Raw genomic sequence first — 20,804 nt, forward strand, 5'->3', positions numbered from 1 at the left:
GGGGACCGGTGGCGCCTGGACCAGGATCATTTGAGGGACATTTCATGCAACAAGCAGTCTTCGGACGGGCAGCCAACCTGAAGCGTGGCGATTTCCGCGGCAGCGCCGGCGAGTATTTCGGTATCTGGATCGTCAACGTTCTTCTGACGATCGTCACTCTCGGCATCTATTCGGCCTGGGCCAAGGTCCGCCGCAATCGCTATTTCTACGGCAACAGCTATGTCGACGACCATTCGTTCGAATATCACGCCCGTGGCCTGCAGATCTTCATCGGCCGCTCCATCGTCTTCGCCTATATCATCCTCTACAATATCGTCCTGACATTCATGCCGTTCGTCGGCATCGCGCTCGGCGTGCTGATGCTTCTGCTTCTGCCCTGGATCGTCATGCGCAGCCTGCGCTTCAATGCGCGGGTCACCAGCTATCGCAACATTCGCTTCGATTTTACCGGCAAGACCTGGGGCGCCTTCGTCGCCATCATCATCGGTGGTGTCGTCGCGCTGTTTTCGCTGGGCATTCTGGCGCCCTTCGCCAGCCGCTGGCTCTACCGCTACATCTTCAACAACCTGCGTTATGGCGATCGTCCCTTTGCCGCCGATCCGAAGATCGGCAGCCTTTACCGTGTCTGGCTTCCGGCTTTCCTGATCATGCTTGTCGGCATGGCACTCGGCACCGGCCTCGGCCTGCTCGCCTATTTCGCAACGTCTGACGGCGCCTCCTTCGGTATGGACGATGAACCTGCACTCCAGATCGTGATGGCGATCTATGGCGCGGTGATCCCCGCCTTCCTGCTGATCGGCGTCGCCGCGATCTTCTACCGCGTCGGCGTGCGCAATGTCGTGATGAACGCGACGACGCTCGACACCCGCCACCAGCTGTTTTCCGATCTCGGCCGGCTGCGTTATTTCTGGATCCTGGTGTCGAACTTGATCGTCTCGGTCGTGACCCTCGGCCTGATGCGACCATGGGCCGCCGTTCGCGAACATCGCTATGTCGTCACCCATTCGGGCATTGTCGTCGATGGAGAACTGGGCGAGGTTGTCTCCTCCATCCAGCAGTCCGGTTCTGCCGTGACCGCGGAATATCTCGATCTCGAAGGCTTCGATTTTGGCTTCTGACCCCATACGCATTGCAAGCGGCCGCTGGCATCCGCCGGGTTCCAGTCTCGCCTCTCCGGCGGGACTTTTGGCGACGGGCAAGACGCTGCTTGTCAAACTCGATGGTGAAGCGCGCGATCCGGTCGCGGTCAACGATCTGTCGCGCGTCGATGTGTCGGCTCGCGTTGGCCGCATCCCGCGCCGCATCACCTTTGCCGATGGGTCGCTCTTCGAGACCGAAGACAATGATGCGGTCGACCTCTGGCTCCGCAGCCACCAGAGCATCGGCTTCGTCCATGAACTGGAGCGTTTCCATCCGCGCCTCATCGGCGTCGTGCTGGCAATCTTCCTGTTGGCCGGGCTGATCTATCGTTTTGCCGTGCCGGCTCTGGTCGAGGTCGCCGTTCTGGTCACGCCGCCCGTCGTCACGCAGTGGATGGCAAGCGGTACACTGATCTCGCTCGACAAGACGGTGTTCAGCGAAAGTGATTTGCCGGAGGCCAAGCGCCGCGAAATCAGCGATGCCTTTGCCAGTGTCGCCACTGTTTCGGCGCGCGGTGTCGACAGCTACAAACTGAATTTCCGCCGGGGTGGTCCGATCGGCGCCAATGCCTTTGCCCTGCCGGATGGCTCATTGGTCATCACCGATGAACTGGTCGAACTGGCGGCCGGCGATCTCGACATGATCACCGGCGTGCTTGCCCACGAAATCGGGCATGTCGAACGGGAGCACTCGCTGCGCCAGCTCTACCGTGCGGCAGGAACGGCCGGCCTGATCATGCTGATCGCCGGCGATATCGGCAGCGCTGGCGAAGACATCATGACCAATGGCGCGGCCCTGCTGGCGCTATCCTATTCGCGCGATGCCGAGAGCGAGGCTGACCGTGTGTCGGTCGAGCTGATGACCAAGGCCGGTCGCGACCCGGCGGCGATCAATCGCTTTTTTAGCCTGATCGAAGAAAAATTCGCGATCGACAATGACAGTTCGTTCCTGTCCACCCATCCCGGCACCGGCGAGCGCCGCAAGGCGATAGAAGACTATGCGAAGGAGATCGGCGGCATGTCGCCCTGAGGGGAGACACGAGTGGCACGTAAAAAAGGCCGGCACATAAAAAAGGGCGGCCTGACGGGCCGCCCTTTTTCATTCTGGACATGGTCCGCAGCTTAGTTGCTCGGGCCTTCGTTGAGGCCGACCTTGTCGACCAGTTCGGAGGCCACCTTGCGGTTGGCGGCGACATCGGTCAGCGCCAGGCTGTCGGGCTTGATCGTGCCGAAGCCGACGACGATGTCGGAAGGCTTGGCCTTCGGGCTGACCGGATATTCGAACACCTTCTCGGCATAAATGCCCTGCGCTTCATCCGAAGCGAGGAATTCCATCAGCTTGATGGCATTGTCCTTGTTCGGCGCATTCTTGGCGAGCGCCATGCCCGACACGTTCACATGCGTGCCGCGATCGCCCGCGTTCGGGAAGAGCACCTTGATGGCGGCAGCCCATTCCTTTTCCTCGGGATCCTTCTCGTTGGTCAGCATCAGGCCGACATAATAGGTATTACCGAGCGCGATGTCGCATTCGCCGGCCATGATCGCCTTGGCCTGGCTGCGGTCATTGCCGTCCGGCTTGCGGGCGAGGTTCTGCTTGACGCCGGTCAGCCATTTTTCGGTGTATTCGGCGCCATGATGGGCCACCATCGAGGCAAACAGACCGATATTGTAGGAGTGCTGCGCGTCGCGCATGCAAAGCTTGCCCTTCCACTTCGGATCGGCAAGCTCTTCATAGGTGATCGTGTCTTCCGTCACGCGTTCTTTGGAGGCATAGACGACACGACCGCGGGTTGTCAGGCCGAACCAGTCGCCATCCTTGTCCCGGTACTGCGCCGGGATCTGGGAGTTGATCCGCTCGTCATTGAGCGGCTGGGTCACGCCGCCTTCCTTGGCTTCGGTCAGGCGGGCAATGTCGACGGTCAGGATCAGGTCGGCTGGCGAATTGGCGCCTTCGGCCGCGATGCGCTCGACCAGGCCCTTGTCGAGGAACAGCACATTGGTCTGGATGCCGGTTTCCTTGGTGAACGTGTCCATCAGCGGCTGGATCAGCTCGGGCTGACGGTAGGAATAGATGTTGACCTCGCCATCGGCGAGCGCGGCGCCGGCCGTCATCGACAGCGCGGAAACAGCGCTCAGCGCAAGGCGGGTGAAGTGGGTTTTTGCCATTGTTTTGCCTCCCTATTAGATTACTTGATCGTCATATTCATAAATTGCCTCCGCCTGTCAATCACGCTAGGCTAGGCTCACGATCACGTGAGTTCAGAACTTGAGTAATTTGGAATTGTTCAAAACTACAAAAGGCGCTATATAAGGGCCAAGTGAAACTGAGGAATCATGCATGCGTTTGACAAAGCAGACAAATTACGCAGTGCGCATGCTCATGTACTGCGCTGCGAACAAGGAAAACCTGAGCCGGATCCCGGAAATTGCCAGGTCTTACGGTGTGTCTGAGCTCTTCCTGTTCAAGATTCTACAGCCTCTGAACAAGGCCGGTCTTGTGGAAACTGTGCGCGGCCGCAACGGTGGCGTGCGCCTCGGTCGGGCTGCCGACAAGATCACCCTGTTCGACGTCGTGCGTGTCACCGAAGACAGCTTTGCGATGGCCGAATGCTTCGAAGACGATGGTGATGTGGATTGTCCGCTGATCGACAGCTGTGGCCTGAATTCGGCCCTGCGCAAGGCTCTGAATGCCTTCTTCGATGTGCTGTCACAATACACGATCGACGACCTCGTCAAGACGCGTCCGCAGATCAACTTCCTGCTCGGGCTGAATGAATTTTCGCCGAAGGGCATTGCGGCCACTGCCGCCGCAGCAGCAGCGCTGACTGCGCCTGCCGCCTGAAGATTGGCGCCTGACGATTGGCGACAACTTGCCATCCTGGTGAACAGACCTGATCCTGCAGACCCGCTGTCACCAGCGGGTCTTTTTATTCGGCCGCCTGGATCGTGATGATCCTGGCTTCGGTCTCGTTGCAGCCGTCATCGAGGCAGATGGCATTCATCCAGACTTCGCCATTTCCGAACATGACGCCGTCGCCGTTGACGAACAGGCTGCCGTAGTCCTGGTTGACGATGACCTCGGTGATCTCCGGGGTGAATATATCGTAGTAAAGCGGCTCGAGATCTTCCGCCTGACGAAGCGTCTTGCGTCGACCGTTGATCGTCACGGTGATCGGGTAATCGATGAAAGCCGAGACCGCGATCGAATCTTCATTGGCGATCCGCGCCTGCAGGTCGGCAATCGTGCTTTTGAAGAGATCGGCATTGCCGAGCAGATTTTCGATCTGCTGGTCCACCTCGGCTTCGTCTGCGAACGCCGGCGCAATCGACAGCGCTGTAGACATGACGAAGGCAAGCAGCGTCCGGGTTAGGATAGTCCGGGAACCAGTTCCCGATTGCAGTTGAAGGCGCATGTTATCCCCAGTGACACAGAAGTTGCGCGAGCTTAGGAGTTCGAGCGCAATTTAGCCAAGCCTTTGTTTGCAGTGTCGAACCTCTTTTGGGAAGGCTTCTCCCGGTTCTGCATCCCGGCGTGACGATCGTGTCCAGTTTCCTGCATTGTTTTGGTAAGTTCGAATTGGAAATGCTGCCTTGCGCGGATGGCACTGGTCTGCCCCCGGATGGTCCCTATATATGTTGCATTGCAACAACGTATATCGAGCTCCCATGTCCGAGACCGCCGGCAATACCGTTCGCAATTTCGACAGCAATCACATTTTCGTTTTTCAAGGCGGCGGGGCACTTGGCGCCTATCAGGCAGGCGCCTATGAGGCGCTCCACAAGCATGAGGTAGAGCCGGACTGGCTCGCCGGCATTTCCATTGGTGCCATCAATTCCGCCATCATCGCCGGCAGCCCGCGCGACAGGCGCATCGACAATCTTCGCGCCTTCTGGGACATGGTCTCCTCCAGCCCGGTTTTTGCCTTCGGCGACCAGGACAGCAGCCTGCGCCGGGTGAACAACGATATTGCCGCAATGACCGGCACCCTTTTCGGCATACCGGGTTTCTTTTCGCCGCGTCTCTACACCCCGTTTCAGCTTGCCGCCAATCCCGCAGCCCTGATCAGCTATTATGATACCGACCCGCTAATGAAGACGCTCGACAGTCTGATTGATTTTGATCTGCTGAACGATGGCTCGACCCGGCTGAGCCTGGGTGCCGTCGATGTCCAGTCAGGCAATTTTGCCTATTTCGACAACCGCAAGACCAAGCTCGACGCCCGCCATATCGCCGCATCGGGCGCGCTGCCGCCGGGATTTGCCCCGATCGAGATCGATGGGCACTTCTATTGGGACGGCGGCCTGGTGTCCAACACGCCGTTGCAGCATGTCCTGTCGGTCAACGAGGCGGATTGTGATCTCGAGATCTTTCAGGTCGACCTGTTCAGCGCCCGTGGCGCCATGCCGAGGGATCAGTTCGAAGTGGAAAGCCGGGTCAAGGAGATCCGCTATTCAAGCCGTACCCGCATGAACACCGACGACTTTGCCAGAAAGCAGATGGTCCGCCGTGCTGCCAAGCGGCTGCTGGAAAAACTCCCGCCGGAATTGCTCGATGACGAAGACGCAAAGATCCTGCGCTCCATCGGCCAGGAATACGATGTCACGATCGTGCATCTGATCCATCGCCGCGCCGCCTATGCCACCCACGCGATGGATGTCGAGTTCTCCCGCCGCTCGATCAACGAGCACTGGCAGGCGGGCTTCGACGATGTCACCTACACGCTCAACCATTCCAAGTGGCGCAACCGCGGCCGGCCGAAGGACGGCATCCAGATCTTCGACCTGGCGCGCGAACGTCACGGCAAGCGGGCGGTCGCGTCATAGAGCAATTCCTGCAAAAGTGGGAACCGGTTTTGCGTCCGCAATTGCGTAAAAACTAAAGAGACAGAGCAGTGAAGGCGACCCGTTTTCGCCGGTAACCCTCTAGGATGCAATTGGCCGCACCCGCGCGGTGCCGCCATCCCGCAACCCCTGTTTCGAAGGCTCCCGTCGGCTGGCGATGATGGCATGCGCCAGCGCCTCCATGTCGGCACGGCGCGGATTGGAGCGGCGCCAGACCAGTCCGATCTCGCGGGCCGGCTGCGGTTCGGCAAACGGCACGATCCGCAAATGGTTGCGACTGGTCTCGGTCTCGACGGCCATTTCAGGGATCAGCGTCATGCCCATGTCATGCGAGACCATCTGTAGCAGCGTCGCCATGGAGGTCGCGCCGAAATTGATCAGGCTGCGCCGGTTGGCCGCCTTGCACACGGCCAGCGCCTGGTCGCGCAGGCAATGGCCCTCTTCAAGCAGCAGCAAGCGTTCCGGGTCCACCTGCGTTTCGGTGAGCGGTGACAGCAATACGTCGCTGTCGTTTTCGGCCATCGCCATGAAGAAGCGATCGGTGAACAGGTGTATCTCGACAAAATTGTCGGCTTCAATCGGCAGCGCTGCGATCATCGCGTCGATCCGCCCTTCGGCAAGATCGGCCGACAGACGGTCAGTCACCGCCTCCTTGAGTTCCAGCTCGATCAGCGGATGCATGCGCCGCAGATAGGGCACCACCTGCGGCACCAGATAGGGCGCGACCGTCGGGATGATGCCGAGCCTCAGCAGGCCCTCGAGCGTGCCGCTGTTTTGCCGGGCTGCCTGTTCCAGTCGGTCTACCGAAGAAAGCACCGCTCTTGCATGCGCCAGAAGCTCGGCTCCTTTGGCTGTCAGAAGGGTCGATCCGCGCGTGCGCTCGATCAGCTTGACCCCAAGATGGCGCTCCAGTTCCATGATCTGTGTCGACAGCGCGGGCTGGCTGACATGGACCATTTCAGCGGCGCGGCCGAAATGCAGGGTGGTGGCGAGGGCCTCGAAATAGCGCAACTGACGAATGGTAATCATGATAGGATTATCTTATCGAAGATACCATCAAATACAATTGGGAATTATGGACCAATTGCGAGATTGTGCCCCACGACAAGCAATAACAGGAGGCCAATATGAACGAACATACAAAACCAACCGGCAAATGTCCGGTCATGCATGGCGGCAACACCGCCATGGGCAAGTCTGTGATGGAATGGTGGCCGAATGCGCTGAACCTCGACATCCTGCACCAGCACGACGCCAAGACCAACCCGCTGGGTCCGAGCTTCAACTATCGCGAAGAGCTGAAGAAGCTCGACGTTGAGGCGCTGAAGGCTGACCTGCGTGCGCTGATGCTCGACAGCCAGGAATGGTGGCCGGCGGACTGGGGTTCCTATGTCGGCATGATGGCGCGCGTCACCTGGCATGCTGCAGGCTCTTACCGCGTCACCGACGGCCGTGGCGGCGCCAACACCGGCAACCAGCGCTTTGCGCCGCTGAACTCCTGGCCGGACAACGTCAACACCGACAAGGGCCGCCGCCTGTTGTGGCCGATCAAGAAGAAGTACGGCAACAAGATCTCCTGGGCCGACCTGATCGCACTCGCCGGCACCATGGCCTATGACGTCGCCGGGCTGAAGACCTTCGGCTTCGCCTTCGGCCGCGAAGACATCTGGCATCCGGAAAAGGACACTTTCTGGGGCGACGAGAAGGAATGGCTCGCGCCGAGCGACGGCCGCTATGGCGATGTCACCAAGCCGGAAACGCTGGCCAATCCGCTGGCCGCCGTGCAGATGGGTCTGATCTACGTCAACCCGGAAGGCGTTAACGGCAAGTCCGACCCGCTGGCAACGGCTGCCCAGATGCGCGAAACCTTTGCCCGCATGGGCATGGATGACGAGGAAACCGTCGCGCTGACCGCCGGTGGCCACACGATCGGCAAATGCCACGGCAATGGCAGTGCGGCCAATCTCAGCGCAGATCCGGAAGCTGCAGGCCCTGAATCCCAGGGGCTCGGCTGGATGAACACCACCGGCCGTGGCATCGGCCGCGACACAGTCGTATCCGGCCTTGAAGGCGCCTGGACCAGCGAGCCGACCAAGTGGGACAACGGCTTCTTCAAGATGCTGTTCGGCCATGAATGGCATCTGGTCACCAGCCCCGCCGGCGCACACCAGTGGGAGCCGATCTCGATCGCCGAACAGGACCGCCCGGTTGACGTCGAGGATCCGTCGATCCGCAACAACCCGATGATGACCGATGCCGACATGGCGCTCCGGGTCGACCCGATCTACCGCGAGATCTCGCTGAAGTTCAAGGATGACCAGGACCACTTCTCGGACGTCTTCGCCCGCGCCTGGTTCAAGCTGACCCATCGCGACGTCGGCCCGAAGTCCCGCTATTTCGGCCCGGACGTTCCGGCCGAAGACCTGATCTGGCAGGATCCGATCCCGGCCGGCCGCACCGACTATGACGTCGTCGCGGTCAAGGCCAAGATCATCAACAGTGGTCTGTCCACTGGCGAGATGGTGGCGACCGCCTGGGATAGCGCCCGCACCTTCCGTGGCTCCGACAAGCGCGGCGGTGCCAATGGTGCCCGCATTCGCCTGGCCCCGCAGAAGGACTGGGAAGGCAATGAGCCTGTGCGCCTCGCCAAGGTTCTGGCGGCGCTCGAAGGCATTGCGGCCGAAACCGGCGCAAGCCTTGCCGACGTTATCGTTCTGGCCGGCAATGTCGGTGTCGAGCTGGCGGCAAAGGCTGCAGGCTTCGAGGTCAGCGTTCCCTTCGCACCGGGCCGTGGCGATGCGACCGCCGAGCAGACCGATGTGGATGGTTTCGCCGTACTCGAGCCGGTCGCCGATGGTTTCCGCAACTGGCAGAAGGCCGACTATGTCGTCAGCCCGGAAGAGCTGTTGCTTGACCGCGCCCAGCTGCTCGGGCTTACCGCTCCGGAACTGACCGTTCTCATCGGCGGCATGCGTGTCATCGGCACCAACTACGGCGGCACGGCACACGGCGTGTTCACCGACCGGGTTGGCGCTCTGACCACCGACTTCTTCGATACCCTGACGGACATGGCCTATACCTGGGTTCCGACCGGCAGCAACAGCTATGAGATCCGCGACCGCAAGACCGGAGCGACCAAGTACACGGCCACCCGCGCCGATCTCGTACTCGGTTCGAACTCGATCCTGCGCTCATACGCCGAAGTGTATGCCCAGGACGACAACAAGGAAAAGTTCGTGGCAGACTTCGTCGCGGCCTGGACCAAGGTAATGAACGCAGACCGCTTCGACCTGGTATGATTGTCCGCCCGGCGCTTGCCGCCTTCTTTCGAGAAGGCTCAGGCGCCGGGCGTACCCCAGGTTGTTAATTCGAGAATGTCATGATGGCCGAACACACTCGGCCAGACGATGTCAAAAAAGGTCAGTGCCCGCCAGCGCTGACCTTTTTTGTGTTTGCCTTTGCAATTGTCGATGTCGCATTGGTTGCGTTAACCTTTTGGGCAGGTGCGTTGCTTATTGGCTTACTATGAGTTTAAAGGGAGCCGGTGGGTACACCGGTTGGAATGTCGATGATCGACCACAATGAAAAATCGCGCATCCGTTTGCGCAAGAAGCCCCAGCAGGAACGCAGCATCCAGCGGCTGGAAGCCATCATGGCCGCAAGTATCCGCCTGTTGACGGAAAAGGGCATATCGGGCCTGACCATGAGCGAGATTGCTGTGCAGGCAGGCATACCCATCGGTTCGCTCTACCAGTTCTTCCCGGAAAAGGCGGCGATCATCCGGGCGCTGCATGATAATTTTAGCAAGTCGATCAGCGACACCACTACCACGGTGTTCCGTGGCGTGAAGACCCGCGAGGAGGCATGCGATCGTGCCGTCGTCGCGCTCGCAAAATTCCATGAGATGTTCACCAGGGAACCGGTCTACCTATCGATGTGGTCGGCCACATTGGCTGACCCTGATCTGAAGCAATTGGTCGCGTCCAACCATGATGTACTGATCACGGCCTTTCTTGCCGATCTCGGAGATCTGGTGCCAGCCGAGGATCAGGAGCGCATGCGCGCCAGCCTGAAGTTGCAGATCCTCTCCAGCGGAGAAGTCATTCGCTTCATTGCCGGACTGCCGGAAGAACAGGCGCAGCTTCATCTTGGCCAGTGGCAGAAATTCGTCAAGGCGACGCTTTTTGCCGTCTAACCACTGCTAAGCGCTTACCAGCCGGGAATCATGTTGCCGGCTCTCAGCCGCGGGTAAAAGCGTGAATAGGCCTTGGATTCTCCATCCAGGTCATCCTCCACTTGCGCCGGCGTGATGTTGTCGAGGCATGCCGTGATGTGGTCGGTGATGGCATTCAGCAGCGAGGTTGACAGGCCGGGGCGCTTCATCAGGCCGATCTGCACCGGTGGCAGCGGCGGGAAGCCGTCATTGGCCGTCAGCACTTTCATGCCTGTCCGCAATGCGGATTCCGGCAGGATCGACACGGCCATGCCGGCAAGCACGGCGGCTGCAACCACGGTCGACGACCAGCTTGTGAACAGGATCTGGTACTCGCGACCGTCCGCATCCAGCGCTGAACAGGCCAACTGCCGCCACTGGCAATCGCGACGTCCAACGGCGAGAGGCACAGGCGCGTCTTCCCGCAGCGGGTGATTGGCGGAGCCAACCCAGCACAGGGGTTCCGTGCGCACCACGTCCGACTGCCGCAGCAATGGATTATGTGTGACCAGCGCAATGTCGAGTTCGCCCTTGGCCATTTTCTCGGCGAGATCGACAGAAGGTTCGCAGACGATATAAAGCTCGACATTCGGATGCGTCTTGGCAAAGCGCCCGATGATCTCCGGCATGTAGCGGTCGGCATAGTCGTCCGGCGTGCCGATGCGCAGCGTGCCCTCAAGCCGGTTGTCGTCGAAGGCGGCAATCGCCTCGCTGTTCAGCCGGATGATCCGGCGCGCGTAGTTGAGCAGCTTGTCGCCATCGACCGACAGCCTGTTGCCGCGGCCATCCTTGATGAAAAGCTGCTTGCCGACACGCTCTTCCAGACGGCGCATCTGCATCGAGACGGCGGACTGGGTCTTGAACACGCGGCCGGCCGCTTTGGTGAAGCTGCCGGTATCGACAATGGCGATGAAGGTCTGAAGCTGATCGATATCGAGGGGTGCCGACATGACAAGAGCATCCATAAGTGTTGTTGATGCTTATCATTAGAAACATTCGTTGGACTGATCAATATCCTTTCGACATTCTCGGTCTTGCAAATCGCATTGACCGAAATCGGTCGCTCAGTTTCAACCCCCAACCTCATGACCTTTCCGCGCCTGCGGCAAGGACACTTTTCCTCGTGCCAAATCGGAAGGATGATTGCCATGCGCACGACTGATCGGATCCTCGACCTCGACCTTGCCACCCCACGGCCGACGCTTGCCGCGCGTCTTTCGACATGGCTGGCGAATGTGCGATCCCTTCGCTCTGCTCTGCGCAATCACCGTGCAGCGAACCGCCTGATTGAACTGGATGACAGGCTTCTGAATGACCTCGGCCTCAGCCGTGTCGACATCCACGAAGTCCTCAATCTGGTCAGCTACGCGGACGATCCTTCGCCGCATCTGAAGCGCGTTGCGCGTCGCCGGTCCGAGAATTCGTTGCGCGGGGTGCGCGCCGAGTGACATTTCCCATCCCCGCAGGGTGATAGCCAATAGCCCTGCATTTTGCCCGGTCCTGAACGAGTTCAGGCCGGGCTTTTTTTGTTCTGTGCGTTGGATCCGGGCGGCAAGTCTGCACGGCAAGTCTGCACGGCAAGCAGGCTAGAAATTACGTCTTTTTCTCCGGCGGTGCATCGGTCTCGCCCTTGCTGGCAGTCAGATAGCTGTCGAAGATCTGCTCCATGCTCTTCTGGTAGCTCTTCTGCACTTCAAGGCCGCTGTCGAACATCGAGTTCATCATGGCGGTGAAACCGGCCTGGTCGTCGCCTGCGGCGGGTTTGGAACCCTCCTTGGCCGGCTGGGCGGCAGTTTCCGCCGGCTTGCCACCGGCTGCAGCGCCGTAAGCTGTCGTCATGTCTTGAAAGGCCTTGGCGAACGGATTGTCGAAGAAGGGATTGCCGGCACCCGCCGCGGCTTCCGGCTTTTTCGCCCCGCCCATCATCTCCTGGAATGCCTTGGTGAACGGGTTGTCGAAGATATTGGCTGGCGGTTGCGGCTTTGGCTGCATGCCGGTGCTTTCCAGCCATTGCTGCATCATCTTGTTCATCGGCGAATTCGCAAAGGCGTCTACGCCGGGAAACTGGCCGGTGGTCTGCTTGAACAGGCCGCCCATGATGGTGTCGGCCATAGCCGGCATCATCTGCTTGAGCACGTCCTGGCCGATGCCGGTGAGTTGGGCCGCCTGCGCGGCAATCGCGCGCGACACCTCCTTCGAGCCGAACAGCTGCTGCAGCACCTGATTGCCGTCGGCGACACCCTGCGGCGTGAACGCCGAGCTCATGTCCTCGAAATACTTCGCGTAATTTCCAGACGTCATCGCCGAGATCAGGGTGGAGAAATCATAGGGATTGCTGGCGCTGCGCTTGAATCCCGATGCAAATGCAGGTGTGAGTGCCGCCATGGCTTTGGCGGCCTGCTCCTGGGCAAGACCGAACTGTCGGGCCATGGCATCCATCGCCGTCCCGTTCTGCGCCTGAAGCATCATGTCGAACAGTGGCAGCATGGACGTTTTCTCCCCGGATACGTGTAGTTGGCTCTTGGCACTATAACCGGAAAAAACACTGCGCAAACCGGTTTTTACCGGTTTCGCCAACGCAGTCATGACTTGCAGACAGGAGGGCCGTGGCGCGCCCTTCGATCAATACTGGTATTCTTCGAAAACCGGGTCGATCCGGCCGTTCCAGCGGCCGTTGTAGAGCGACAGCAAGTCGTCAGCCAGGGTCGTGCCCTTGGCGATCACTTCATCCAGCGGGCCGAGGAACACACTCTCGTCCTGGCCTTCGCCATTGAGACGCGCGCGCGACTTCAGGCCCTGCCGTGACAGTTCGACAACGTCACGCGCCACGTCCATCAGCGGCCTGCCTGCGACGGTTGCCTTCAGGCCCTGTGCCGGAACGGTGTCGCGCATCTGAACCACGTCCTCGACAGTCCAGCCGGCCGTCAGTTCGTCGGCTGCTGCAAGCGCTGCGTCATCATAGAGCAGGCCGACCCAGAAGGCCGGCAGCGCGCAGATCCGCCGCCATGGACCGCCGTCGGCGCCGCGCATTTCCAGGAAGCGCTTGAGGCGGACATCGGGGAACAGCGTCGAGAGGTGGTTGGTCCAGTCGCCGAGTGTCGGCTCCCATTCCGCGACTTCGCCCTTGAGCGCGCCATCCATGAACTGGCGGAAGGTGACGTGGGTGCAATCGTGATAGCGCCCGTCGCGCACGATGAAATACATCGGCGCTTCGATCGCCCAGCGCACATAGTCGCCGAAACAGAAATCCTTCGAGAAGGTGAAAGGCAGGACACCGGCGCGCTGGTTGTCGGTGTCGCGCCAGATATCGCCGCGCCACGAGACCAGTCCGTTCGGCTTGCTTTCGGTAAACGGCGAAGATGCAAACAGCGCCGTCGCCAGCGATTGCAGCTTCATCGATACGCGCATCTTCTGGCGCATGTCGGCTTCCGACGAAAAGTCGAGGTTCACCTGGATCGTGCAGGTCCGGTACATCATGTCGAGACCCTTGCTGCCGACCTTCGGCATGTAGCGGGTCATGATGTCGTAGCGCTGCTTCGGCATGCGCGGCGTTTCGGCCAGCGTCCATTTCGGGCTGCCGCCAAGGCCGAGGAAGCGGATTCCCATCGGCTCGGCGACATCGCGCAGCACGGCCAGATGATGGTTCGATTCCTTGCATGTCTGGTGCAGGGTTTCGACCGGCGCGCCGGAAAGCTCGAACTGGCCGCCGGGTTCGATCGAGATTGCGCCCATTCCGGACTGTTCGCCGAGACCGATGATGTTCTCGCCGTCCATGATCGGATCCCAGCCGAGCTTTGCCTGCATGCCCTTCAGCAGCGCGGAAATGCTGGCATCGCCGAAATAGGGAACCGGGCTGTTGTCAGCGCGGAAGAAAGCGAACTTTTCGTGCTCGGTGCCGATCCGGAACGCCTCTTTCGGCTTGCTGCCGTCAGCCATGTAAGCGGCCATGTCGTCAATGGAGCCCAGGGGCGTATCGTCGGTCGTGTCACGAGCCATGAAGGTAACCTTGTTGGGCTTTGTCGCAAGGGCGCTCAGGCCCACAGAGACAGGTGATTGGACCGGAAATTTGCTGCGTGCAAGTGAAAAACTCTCAAGGCCTGCTCAAAAAAGAGAAACGGCGTGCTCTTGAAATTGACGTTTGCGAGCCCGCCTACCGCCAGTCCCCGATCGCCGCCTGCACCACGGCCATGGCAGCGACCGCTGCCGTGTCGGCGCGCAGGATCCGCGGTCCCAGCGGAATGGCGGTGACAAAGGGCAGGGAGCGCAGCAACTGGCGTTCCTCGTCCGAAAACCCGCCCTCGGGTCCGACCAGCAGCGCCAGCGAACGCTCGGTGATGGCGGCAAGCGCTGGAAGCGGGTTTTGCGTGCTGGCATCCTCGTCGCAATAGATGATCCGTCGCTCGGACGGCCAGCGCTCGAGCATGTCTTTCAGCTTCACCGGTTGGCCGACGGTCGGAATGGCGAGGACGCCGCATTGCTCCGCCGCCTCGACGGCATTGGCCTGCAGCCGCTCGATATTGCCGATCTTGCCCTGCACATGCTGGGTGATCACCGGCTGCAGCATGCCGGCCCCCATCTCGACGGCCTTCTGGATCAGGTAATCCATCCGGCCGACCTTCAGCGGTGCAAACAGGAAGTGCAGGTCGCAATCGGCAGGCTGTGGCCGTGTCTCTTCGACGGGCGTCAGCAGGATGCGCTTGCGTGTTGGAAAACTGACCGTCGCACGCCATTCGCCATCGCGGCCATTGAAGACCAGTACATCCGTGCCTTCTTCGAAGCGCAGCACATTGGCCAAGTAGTTGAACTGCTCGGGCGTTGCCTCGAAGCCGGTTTCAGCCGCAAGTGACGCGGTGACATACAGTCTCTGCATCCGGTAGTTGGCGCGCATCAAAAACCCTCAGATTTGGCCGAAAATCAGCGAAATGGCGCCGTAGAGCAGTGCGGCCAGACCGGCTGAACACGGCACTGTCACGCTCCAGGCGGCGATCATGGTGATGAAATACGAACGGCGAACCAGACGGCGGCGACCGACTTCGTCCGGATCGCGTTCGGCAATCTGTTCATCCTCGGCTTCCCAATGGCCGAATTTCTCCCGCAGATATGCGATGCGGCGCTTCGAGTTGCGGATATACCATTCGCGGTACAGGCCGACGCCGAACACGGCACCGATGGCGATATGGGTCGAACTGACCGGCAAGCCGAGCGACGAGGCCAGAATGACGGTCACTGCTGCCGACAGCGCGACGCAATAGGCCCGCACCGGGTTGAGCTTGGTGATCTGCGTGCCGACGAGGCGGATCAGGCGCGGACCGTAGAGCAGCAGGCCGACGGCAATGCCGAAGGCGCCGATCAGCGTCACCCAGGTCGGCGTCCCCATGCGCGCCATGGCGGTATCTTCGCCGATCGCCTGGAAAATCGCCACCACCGGGCCGATGGCATTGGCAACGTCATTGGCGCCGTGGGCAAAGGAGAGTAGGGCGGCGGAAATCACCAGCGGCAGGCGAAACAGCTTGCGCAGCGACTGATTGCGGTTCTCAAGCCCTTCCGCCTGACGGCGGACCAGGGGAATGGCGACGAGCCAGCAGCCAAGACCGACGCAGAAGCCCGCGATCACCGAGTCAAAGCGCCGGAGTTCGAATACCTGGCCGATGCCCTTGACGGTCAGGTAGAGCGTGAACGCGCCGGCCATCAGGCCAACAAGGACCGGAACCCAGCGTTTGGCAGCGCCGATCTTGTCGATCCGGTAGAGGATGAATTCCTTGATGAAAGCGAGAAACAGGGCTGCCAGTCCGCCACCCAGGAGTGGCGATATGATCCAGCTTGCCGTGATGCCGGCGAGCGCCCCCCAGTTCACCGAGTTCATCCCGGCAGCTGCAATGCCGGCACCCATGACCGCGCCAACGATGGAATGTGTCGTCGAGACCGGTGCGTTCAGCCATGTGGACAGGTTGATCCACAGAGCTGCGGCCAGTAGCGCGACAAGCATGGCGGTTGCGAAGTCTTGTGGATTGCCGACGGCTTCAGGAGCCAGGATGCCACGGGAAATCGTCATCACCACCGTGTCGCCGGCAATCACGGCGCCGGCGATTTCGAAGACGGCAGCCATCGCGAGTGCTGCACCGATCGAGATCGCCCGTGCGCCCACCGCAGCGCCGACGTTGTTGGTCACGTCATTGGCGCCGATATTCATCGCCATGTAGCCGCCGAGAACGGCAGCGGCGACCATGATCACGGCTCCGGGACGATCGCTGACATAGATGCCGGCCAGGGCCATGACCAGAACCAGAAAGACCAGGCCAAGGCCGAAGGGTAGCACGCGCCGCGACAGATGCTGGACTGCCTCCTCGGCATAGGTGATCTTGTCGAGATCCTTGTCCAACGTCGGCTTGGACAGTTTGGACTGCGCTCTGGGTGGCGGTTTCAGGTCGGGTTTGGTCATGTGCTGCTTTCCTTCGGATGGAATGACCCGATGTCTTGCCATCCGAGGCATTGGGGTATGATGCGGGGCCGCGCGTCGTCTATCGACGACGCAGGCGCGCATGTGATCTCCTTGCGTAAGCGCAAAAAGCCGGAGGTTCAATAAGGCGGAGAATGTTGTTCTGGCCTATTCTGCGGCGTTGATCCGGCTGCGCGCCGCACCCCGGTTGATCATGTTCTGCTCAAACGTATGCAACAGGATCTTCAGTTCCGGTTCCTGCACGCGCGATGACGCTTCCTGGCAGTTCACCCATTCCATCCGGCGCATGCCCTTTTCCGGAAAATCCTCAAGCATGTCCTTGACCTGAAGTGCATGAACCTGGACCCGGCACAGGATCTTCAGCCCACCATCCATGCGCTTGTGGTAGGTATAGAAGCCGATCGGCTCCTTGCATGCCTTGCCCTTGACGCCAGCCTCCTCGTAGGCCTCGCGTTCGGCAACGGCATGGGCCTTCTTGCCTTCCATCGGCCAGCCCTTCGGGATCACCCAGCGGCCGGTGTCGCGGCTGGTCATCAGCAGAACTTCGAGATCACCGTTCTTCTTGCGCAGCCGATAGCATATCGCGGCGAACTGCTGCCTGAGCGGTCGGCGGAACATGAGCTTCAGATCGGATGCCATACGGCGCAAAATAGCCAAAAACCCTATACCTTAACTTTCTAATATGAATTAGACACGATAACGCGACAAGATGAAGACGTGGCAGCAAAAGCAACAGGTCAATACACAGATTCGTTCTGCTAACAGCTGCAGACCAGACGAGGTCACCGTCAAGCGACATGTCATGGCGCAATGGACTAAGTTTGGTTGTTTGCATGCAAGCCCAGCCAGACGTTGTCGCAGACCGGCGCGGTCAAAGCACCTGCCAATGGCGCAAGCCTTCGATCACGCCGGCGGCGCAGCGACCTTGTGTCAGGACGATATCCTGATTGGCCTTCGCGAGGCTTGCGAGTTCGCCAAGCGCATTACCCGGCATGATGCCGCGCACGGACGGCAACTCGAACATGGCGCGATCATTGCCAGTATCGCCGGCAACGACGACCTCGTCCAGTCCGATCGAGAGCCTTTGGCAAAGCCAGGTCAAAGCCTGCCCCTTGTCGGCCAAAGCAGGGATAATGTCGAGATCGCGGTTGCTTGAATAGACCACCCGCGCCGAATGACCTGCACTCAACAACAGTTGTTCCAGCTCCACCAGCATCTCGGTCGTCGCATCGTGCAGGAACCAGCTCGATTTCAGCCCATGCTGGAAACGCTCCGGCTGGCGGCTGATCGTATCGAGGCCTGAAAACAACGCTTCGATCTGCTCGGTATCGAAGTCGCGACCAAGGGCACCGGTATAGTGCGGCGCAAGCGTTTCGTCCTGTGCCGCATGCATCATGGTGCCGACGCCGCCGATGATGAAGTCTGCGGTTGGCAGCCCTTCTTCCGCGGTGAATTCGATGATGTCATCGACCAGGCGCCCGCTGTTATAGACGAGCAGCGGGCGGCTCTGTGGGTCGAGCGCGTCCCACAGCCTGGCAAATTCCAGCGTCGACCGGCAGTCGCCGGCAAGTGTCCCGTCAAGATCGGATGAAAAAAGCCGGATCGGTTTCAATCGCCGTCGTTCCATGGTTCAGCCCAGTCACTTTCTTCCAATGCTTGTGCCACGGGCCGACCCTCGACCAGCGCCACCAGCTGCTGGGCAATGCCCGTCCAGGTGAACAGGCTGCGTGCCTTGTGTGCGCCCATGCGCGACAGGCGGTCATAGAGTCGCGGATGCTTGAACGGCTTCATCATCGTGATGCCGAGATCCTCCTTATCGAAGGGATCGGCAAACAGCGCATGGCGTCCATAACTCACGGCGCGGAACAGCCCGCCATGCACGGTAATCACCGTCGGCGTTCCGCTCGCCATCGCCTCGATCGCGGTCATGCCGAACGGCTCGTAGCGGCTCGACAGCACGAACATGTCGGCCGCCCGGTAATAATCCGGCAGATCGTCGTCGGCGATGAAGCCGGAAAAGTCGACACGGTCTTCCAGTCCGTATTGCTTGACCTTGGCATGCAGCTCATCGAGGATCTTCTGTTCCTGCGGATCAAGGTTCTCGCCGCCGAGTGCCAGATAGAGCCGCGCATCGGGAATGCGGCTCGCCATGACGGAAAACCCGTCGATCAACAGGTCATAACCCTTGTTGGTCGCCAGCCGGCCTAGCGCCAGCACCACCGTGCCCTCGAAACCGAGCCGGTTGCGAACCATTTGCCGCGACGCGTTGGAGACCGGATAGAAGCGGTTGTCGTCATAGCCAGGCGGGATCATGTGCACCCGGTTGCGGGCCACGCCGTAGTCCTGCGTCAGCATGTCGAGCTGGATCGGCGTCGTCGCCACGACCAGCTGGCAGCTGCGATAGACGATCAATTCGTGCTGGATGCGTTCCTTGAAGTTGAATTCGGTCTCGAACTTGTCGGCCCGCTCCGGATAGTCGGTCTCCATCTGCCGCTTCTTCCACATGCCGAGCGAATGCGGCGTGTGAATGTGCGGAACGCCCAATGCCTCCGACAGGCGCTGGCCGGCAACGCCGGCGTCCCAGTAGTGGCTGTTGATGAACAGATAGGACAGCCCCTCGCGCTTGATGTAGCGTAGCGCCTTCTCGTTCCATTCGTTCAGATGGCGATGGAGATATTCCTTCGGAATGAAATCGCGGCCGCCGCAGGGGATGCGCACCACGCGCACATTATCGTCGACAACGTCGATTTCCGGCTGATCCTCGAAGCGGCGTGTGTAGATGTCCACCTGATGGCCGAGCTGCGCGAGCTTCTTGGCCAGTTCCAGAACATAGACCACCTGTCCGCCGGTATCGGCTGCGCCAAGGGGTGGGTGAGCGGCCACATAGCCATGGGTGGAAACCAGCGCGATACGCGGCGTCTCCTGCGGGTCGATATGTTTTGTCATGGTCCCCACTTGAAAATCTGTTCGTATGAAGCGGATAGACAACGCGCATCATACGCAAAAGTTCCAAGTTGTGAGATTAAAATTTCAGAAAATGGCGCTTGCGTCTGAATTTTATGGGTTAAGATGCTGAAATGAGCAACAAAAAACTCATGTCGGTTTGGCTGCTGACAGCGGCAAACCGGTTGCCCGCCAACTCATAGGCCTTGGCATCTGACGGAGGATCAATCGTTTTCCGGCTTGGGCAGAACACCGGTGCGCTGGCTGCGGCCGGACGTGGGCTGGCCCTCGCGGCGGATCATGCGCAGCTTCGAAACCCGGCTCCACTCGTCCGACCGTGCCGTCTCGGCTGCCGCCTGCATGACGAAGTCGATATGCGCCTGCGCCGCCTGCTTGGCCAGGGCTGCATCGCCGGCAAGAATGGCGTCATGGATGGCGATATGTTGCTCGAGAAGCCGTTCGCGGGCATTGGCCAGCGAGAAAACGGCCCGGCGGTTGAAGAGGATGCCTTCGGACAGCAGCCGGTAGCAGGCGCGCATCGTGTGCAGCAGGATGACGTTGTGCGCCGCTTCGCCAATCGCGTTGTGGAATTCGACATCGGCGGCAAGCTCACCTTCGGGTTGGCCGATCTGATGGGCCCGGCGCATGTCGTCGATGATCCGCGACAACAGCGCCTTGTCGGCCTCTGTCGCCCGTCTGGCGGCAAGCTCCGCCGTCAGCCCTTCCAGTTCACGCCGGTATTCCAGATAGTCGCGGGTCGCCCGCGCATGCCGCGAGATCAGGTCGGTGATCGGCTTGGAAAACACCTGGCCGATGATATCGGCAACGAAGGTGCCGCCACCGTGGTGACTGACCAGCAGGCCGCGCGCTTCCAGTTCTTTCAGCGCCTCGCGCAGGATCGGCCGGGAGACGTCGAGCGATTGCGCAAGGTCGCGCTCGCCGGGCAGCCTGTCGCCATCGCGCAGCACGCCGTCGAGGATCAACAATTCCAGCTGGTGCACCACTTCGTCGGCTGTGCGGCTATGGCTTACCCCGGCGAACAGCCCGTCATCCTTGTCGCTCATCCGCGTCTCCTTTTGCGCGTTTTATCAAGCGGCGGCGCAATTGGTCAAATTATCGATCCACTTTGTTCGTGGCGGAAACGCGACACTTGTCCATTGCTTGCGGGCGCTGTGACGATTGGGCCTTTGCCGGATGTCCCTCCCGCTGC

20 protein-coding genes are annotated in these 20,804 nt (G+C 60.4%); 8 read left to right on the top strand and 12 right to left on the bottom strand.

Annotated elements, in window-relative coordinates:
* The first annotated feature begins 44 nt into the window (after positions 1-44).
* Together GVK95_RS03755 and GVK95_RS03760 are read left to right on the top strand one after the other, a co-directional pair.
* Complete coding sequence (locus GVK95_RS03755) at positions 45-1,118, top strand: YjgN family protein (RefSeq protein WP_159946670.1); 1,074 nt, start codon at positions 45-47, stop codon at positions 1,116-1,118.
* Entirely contained in the window at positions 1,108-2,169 is a 1,062-nt protein-coding gene (locus GVK95_RS03760; protein ID WP_159946672.1) for a M48 family metallopeptidase, read from the top strand. The genes GVK95_RS03755 and GVK95_RS03760 overlap by 11 nt, the downstream gene beginning before the upstream one ends.
* A 92-nt stretch (positions 2,170-2,261) precedes the next feature.
* On the opposite strand, the gene GVK95_RS03765 is transcribed toward GVK95_RS03760, so the two are convergent.
* Positions 2,262-3,251, bottom strand: coding sequence for a Fe(3+) ABC transporter substrate-binding protein (locus GVK95_RS03765; RefSeq protein ID WP_244618661.1), 990 nt, complete (start codon positions 3,249-3,251; stop codon positions 2,262-2,264).
* A 226-nt stretch (positions 3,252-3,477) separates the two neighbouring features.
* Between GVK95_RS03765 and rirA the strand changes: the two genes are divergently transcribed.
* Positions 3,478-3,981 carry an iron-responsive transcriptional regulator RirA gene (gene rirA / locus GVK95_RS03770; protein WP_159946676.1) on the top strand — a complete coding sequence of 168 codons (504 nt, stop codon included), beginning with the start codon at positions 3,478-3,480 and terminating at the stop codon, positions 3,979-3,981.
* A gap of 85 nt (positions 3,982-4,066) precedes the next feature.
* On the opposite strand, the gene GVK95_RS03775 is transcribed toward rirA, so the two are convergent.
* Complete coding sequence (locus GVK95_RS03775) at positions 4,067-4,552, bottom strand: hypothetical protein (protein ID WP_159946678.1); 486 nt, start codon at positions 4,550-4,552, stop codon at positions 4,067-4,069.
* 253 nt (positions 4,553-4,805) lie between these two features.
* Between GVK95_RS03775 and GVK95_RS03780 the strand changes: the two genes are divergently transcribed.
* Positions 4,806-5,963: a patatin-like phospholipase family protein gene (locus tag GVK95_RS03780; RefSeq protein WP_159946680.1), complete on the top strand. Its 1,158-nt coding sequence runs from the start codon at positions 4,806-4,808 to the stop codon at positions 5,961-5,963.
* A gap of 99 nt (positions 5,964-6,062) precedes the next feature.
* On the opposite strand, the gene GVK95_RS03785 is transcribed toward GVK95_RS03780, so the two are convergent.
* Positions 6,063-7,010: a hydrogen peroxide-inducible genes activator gene (locus GVK95_RS03785; protein ID WP_159946682.1), complete on the bottom strand. Its 948-nt coding sequence runs from the start codon at positions 7,008-7,010 to the stop codon at positions 6,063-6,065.
* A 98-nt stretch (positions 7,011-7,108) separates the two neighbouring features.
* Here GVK95_RS03785 and katG point away from each other — a divergent pair, with 98 nt between their 5' ends.
* The 3 genes from katG to GVK95_RS03800 all read left to right on the top strand — a co-directional run bounded on the left by katG (position 7,109) and on the right by GVK95_RS03800 (position 10,176).
* Complete coding sequence (gene katG, locus GVK95_RS03790; RefSeq protein ID WP_159946684.1) at positions 7,109-9,280, top strand: catalase/peroxidase HPI; 2,172 nt, start codon at positions 7,109-7,111, stop codon at positions 9,278-9,280.
* A gap of 80 nt (positions 9,281-9,360) precedes the next feature.
* A complete protein-coding gene (locus GVK95_RS03795) occupies positions 9,361-9,510 on the top strand; it encodes a hypothetical protein (protein WP_159946686.1) in 150 nt (49 codons plus the stop codon).
* A gap of 39 nt (positions 9,511-9,549) precedes the next feature.
* Positions 9,550-10,176 (top strand): TetR/AcrR family transcriptional regulator, encoded by a 627-nt coding sequence (locus GVK95_RS03800; protein ID WP_244618632.1) that lies wholly within the window; start codon positions 9,550-9,552, stop codon positions 10,174-10,176.
* Between the two features lie 14 nt (positions 10,177-10,190).
* On the opposite strand, the gene GVK95_RS03805 is transcribed toward GVK95_RS03800, so the two are convergent.
* The gene (locus GVK95_RS03805; protein ID WP_159946690.1) at positions 10,191-11,144 is read right to left on the bottom strand and encodes a LysR substrate-binding domain-containing protein; all 954 of its coding nucleotides are present in this window, start codon (positions 11,142-11,144) and stop codon (positions 10,191-10,193) included.
* 198 nt (positions 11,145-11,342) lie between these two features.
* On the opposite strand from GVK95_RS03805, the gene GVK95_RS03810 reads away from it, so the two are divergent.
* Complete coding sequence (locus tag GVK95_RS03810) at positions 11,343-11,642, top strand: DUF1127 domain-containing protein (RefSeq protein WP_159946692.1); 300 nt, start codon at positions 11,343-11,345, stop codon at positions 11,640-11,642.
* A gap of 145 nt (positions 11,643-11,787) precedes the next feature.
* Here GVK95_RS03810 and GVK95_RS03815 read toward each other — a convergent pair whose 3' ends face one another.
* The 8 genes from GVK95_RS03815 to GVK95_RS03850 all read right to left on the bottom strand — a co-directional run bounded on the left by GVK95_RS03815 (position 11,788) and on the right by GVK95_RS03850 (position 20,658).
* Positions 11,788-12,681, bottom strand: a complete 894-nt coding sequence (locus tag GVK95_RS03815) for a DUF937 domain-containing protein (RefSeq protein WP_159946694.1) — start codon at positions 12,679-12,681, stop codon at positions 11,788-11,790.
* 135 nt (positions 12,682-12,816) lie between these two features.
* Complete coding sequence (locus GVK95_RS03820; protein WP_159946696.1) at positions 12,817-14,190, bottom strand: glutamate--cysteine ligase; 1,374 nt, start codon at positions 14,188-14,190, stop codon at positions 12,817-12,819.
* 154 nt (positions 14,191-14,344) lie between these two features.
* Entirely contained in the window at positions 14,345-15,082 is a 738-nt protein-coding gene (locus tag GVK95_RS03825) for a 16S rRNA (uracil(1498)-N(3))-methyltransferase (protein WP_159946698.1), read from the bottom strand.
* A gap of 9 nt (positions 15,083-15,091) precedes the next feature.
* Positions 15,092-16,633, bottom strand: coding sequence for an inorganic phosphate transporter (locus GVK95_RS03830; protein WP_159946700.1), 1,542 nt, complete (start codon positions 16,631-16,633; stop codon positions 15,092-15,094).
* Positions 16,634-16,798: 165 nt separating this feature from the next.
* Positions 16,799-17,308 carry an NUDIX hydrolase gene (locus GVK95_RS03835; protein WP_200844195.1) on the bottom strand — a complete coding sequence of 170 codons (510 nt, stop codon included), beginning with the start codon at positions 17,306-17,308 and terminating at the stop codon, positions 16,799-16,801.
* A 214-nt stretch (positions 17,309-17,522) separates the two neighbouring features.
* Positions 17,523-18,263, bottom strand: a complete 741-nt coding sequence (locus GVK95_RS03840; protein ID WP_244618633.1) for an HAD-IIB family hydrolase — start codon at positions 18,261-18,263, stop codon at positions 17,523-17,525.
* Positions 18,260-19,597 (bottom strand): glycosyltransferase family 1 protein, encoded by a 1,338-nt coding sequence (locus tag GVK95_RS03845; RefSeq protein ID WP_159946706.1) that lies wholly within the window; start codon positions 19,595-19,597, stop codon positions 18,260-18,262. The genes GVK95_RS03840 and GVK95_RS03845 overlap by 4 nt, the downstream gene beginning before the upstream one ends.
* A gap of 221 nt (positions 19,598-19,818) precedes the next feature.
* Positions 19,819-20,658 (bottom strand): FadR/GntR family transcriptional regulator, encoded by an 840-nt coding sequence (locus GVK95_RS03850; RefSeq protein WP_159946708.1) that lies wholly within the window; start codon positions 20,656-20,658, stop codon positions 19,819-19,821.
* Between the last annotated feature and the right edge of the window lie 146 nt (positions 20,659-20,804).

The sequence above is a fragment of the Rhizobium sp. 18065 genome (assembly GCF_902706095.1).
Taxonomy (GTDB): Bacteria; Pseudomonadota; Alphaproteobacteria; order Rhizobiales; family Rhizobiaceae; genus Allorhizobium.

Excerpts from the sequence above, each read along its gene's own strand:
- GVK95_RS03755 (WP_159946670.1), top strand. The coding sequence starts at position 45 with ATGCAACAAGCAGTCTTCGGACGGGCAGCCAACCTGAAGCGTGGCGAT.
- GVK95_RS03765 (WP_244618661.1), bottom strand. The coding sequence starts at position 3,251 with ATGACGGCCGGCGCCGCGCTCGCCGATGGCGAGGTCAACATCTATTCC.
- rirA (WP_159946676.1), top strand. The coding sequence starts at position 3,478 with ATGCGTTTGACAAAGCAGACAAATTACGCAGTGCGCATGCTCATGTAC.
- GVK95_RS03775 (WP_159946678.1), bottom strand. The coding sequence starts at position 4,552 with ATGCGCCTTCAACTGCAATCGGGAACTGGTTCCCGGACTATCCTAACC.
- GVK95_RS03780 (WP_159946680.1), top strand. The coding sequence starts at position 4,806 with ATGTCCGAGACCGCCGGCAATACCGTTCGCAATTTCGACAGCAATCAC.
- GVK95_RS03785 (WP_159946682.1), bottom strand. The coding sequence starts at position 7,010 with ATGATTACCATTCGTCAGTTGCGCTATTTCGAGGCCCTCGCCACCACC.
- katG (WP_159946684.1), top strand. The coding sequence starts at position 7,109 with ATGAACGAACATACAAAACCAACCGGCAAATGTCCGGTCATGCATGGC.
- GVK95_RS03795 (WP_159946686.1), top strand. The coding sequence starts at position 9,361 with ATGATGGCCGAACACACTCGGCCAGACGATGTCAAAAAAGGTCAGTGC.
- GVK95_RS03800 (WP_244618632.1), top strand. The coding sequence starts at position 9,550 with ATGATCGACCACAATGAAAAATCGCGCATCCGTTTGCGCAAGAAGCCC.
- GVK95_RS03805 (WP_159946690.1), bottom strand. The coding sequence starts at position 11,144 with ATGTCGGCACCCCTCGATATCGATCAGCTTCAGACCTTCATCGCCATT.
- GVK95_RS03810 (WP_159946692.1), top strand. The coding sequence starts at position 11,343 with ATGCGCACGACTGATCGGATCCTCGACCTCGACCTTGCCACCCCACGG.
- GVK95_RS03815 (WP_159946694.1), bottom strand. The coding sequence starts at position 12,681 with ATGCTGCCACTGTTCGACATGATGCTTCAGGCGCAGAACGGGACGGCG.
- GVK95_RS03820 (WP_159946696.1), bottom strand. The coding sequence starts at position 14,190 with ATGGCTCGTGACACGACCGACGATACGCCCCTGGGCTCCATTGACGAC.
- GVK95_RS03825 (WP_159946698.1), bottom strand. The coding sequence starts at position 15,082 with ATGCGCGCCAACTACCGGATGCAGAGACTGTATGTCACCGCGTCACTT.
- GVK95_RS03830 (WP_159946700.1), bottom strand. The coding sequence starts at position 16,633 with ATGACCAAACCCGACCTGAAACCGCCACCCAGAGCGCAGTCCAAACTG.
- GVK95_RS03845 (WP_159946706.1), bottom strand. The coding sequence starts at position 19,597 with ATGACAAAACATATCGACCCGCAGGAGACGCCGCGTATCGCGCTGGTT.
- GVK95_RS03850 (WP_159946708.1), bottom strand. The coding sequence starts at position 20,658 with ATGAGCGACAAGGATGACGGGCTGTTCGCCGGGGTAAGCCATAGCCGC.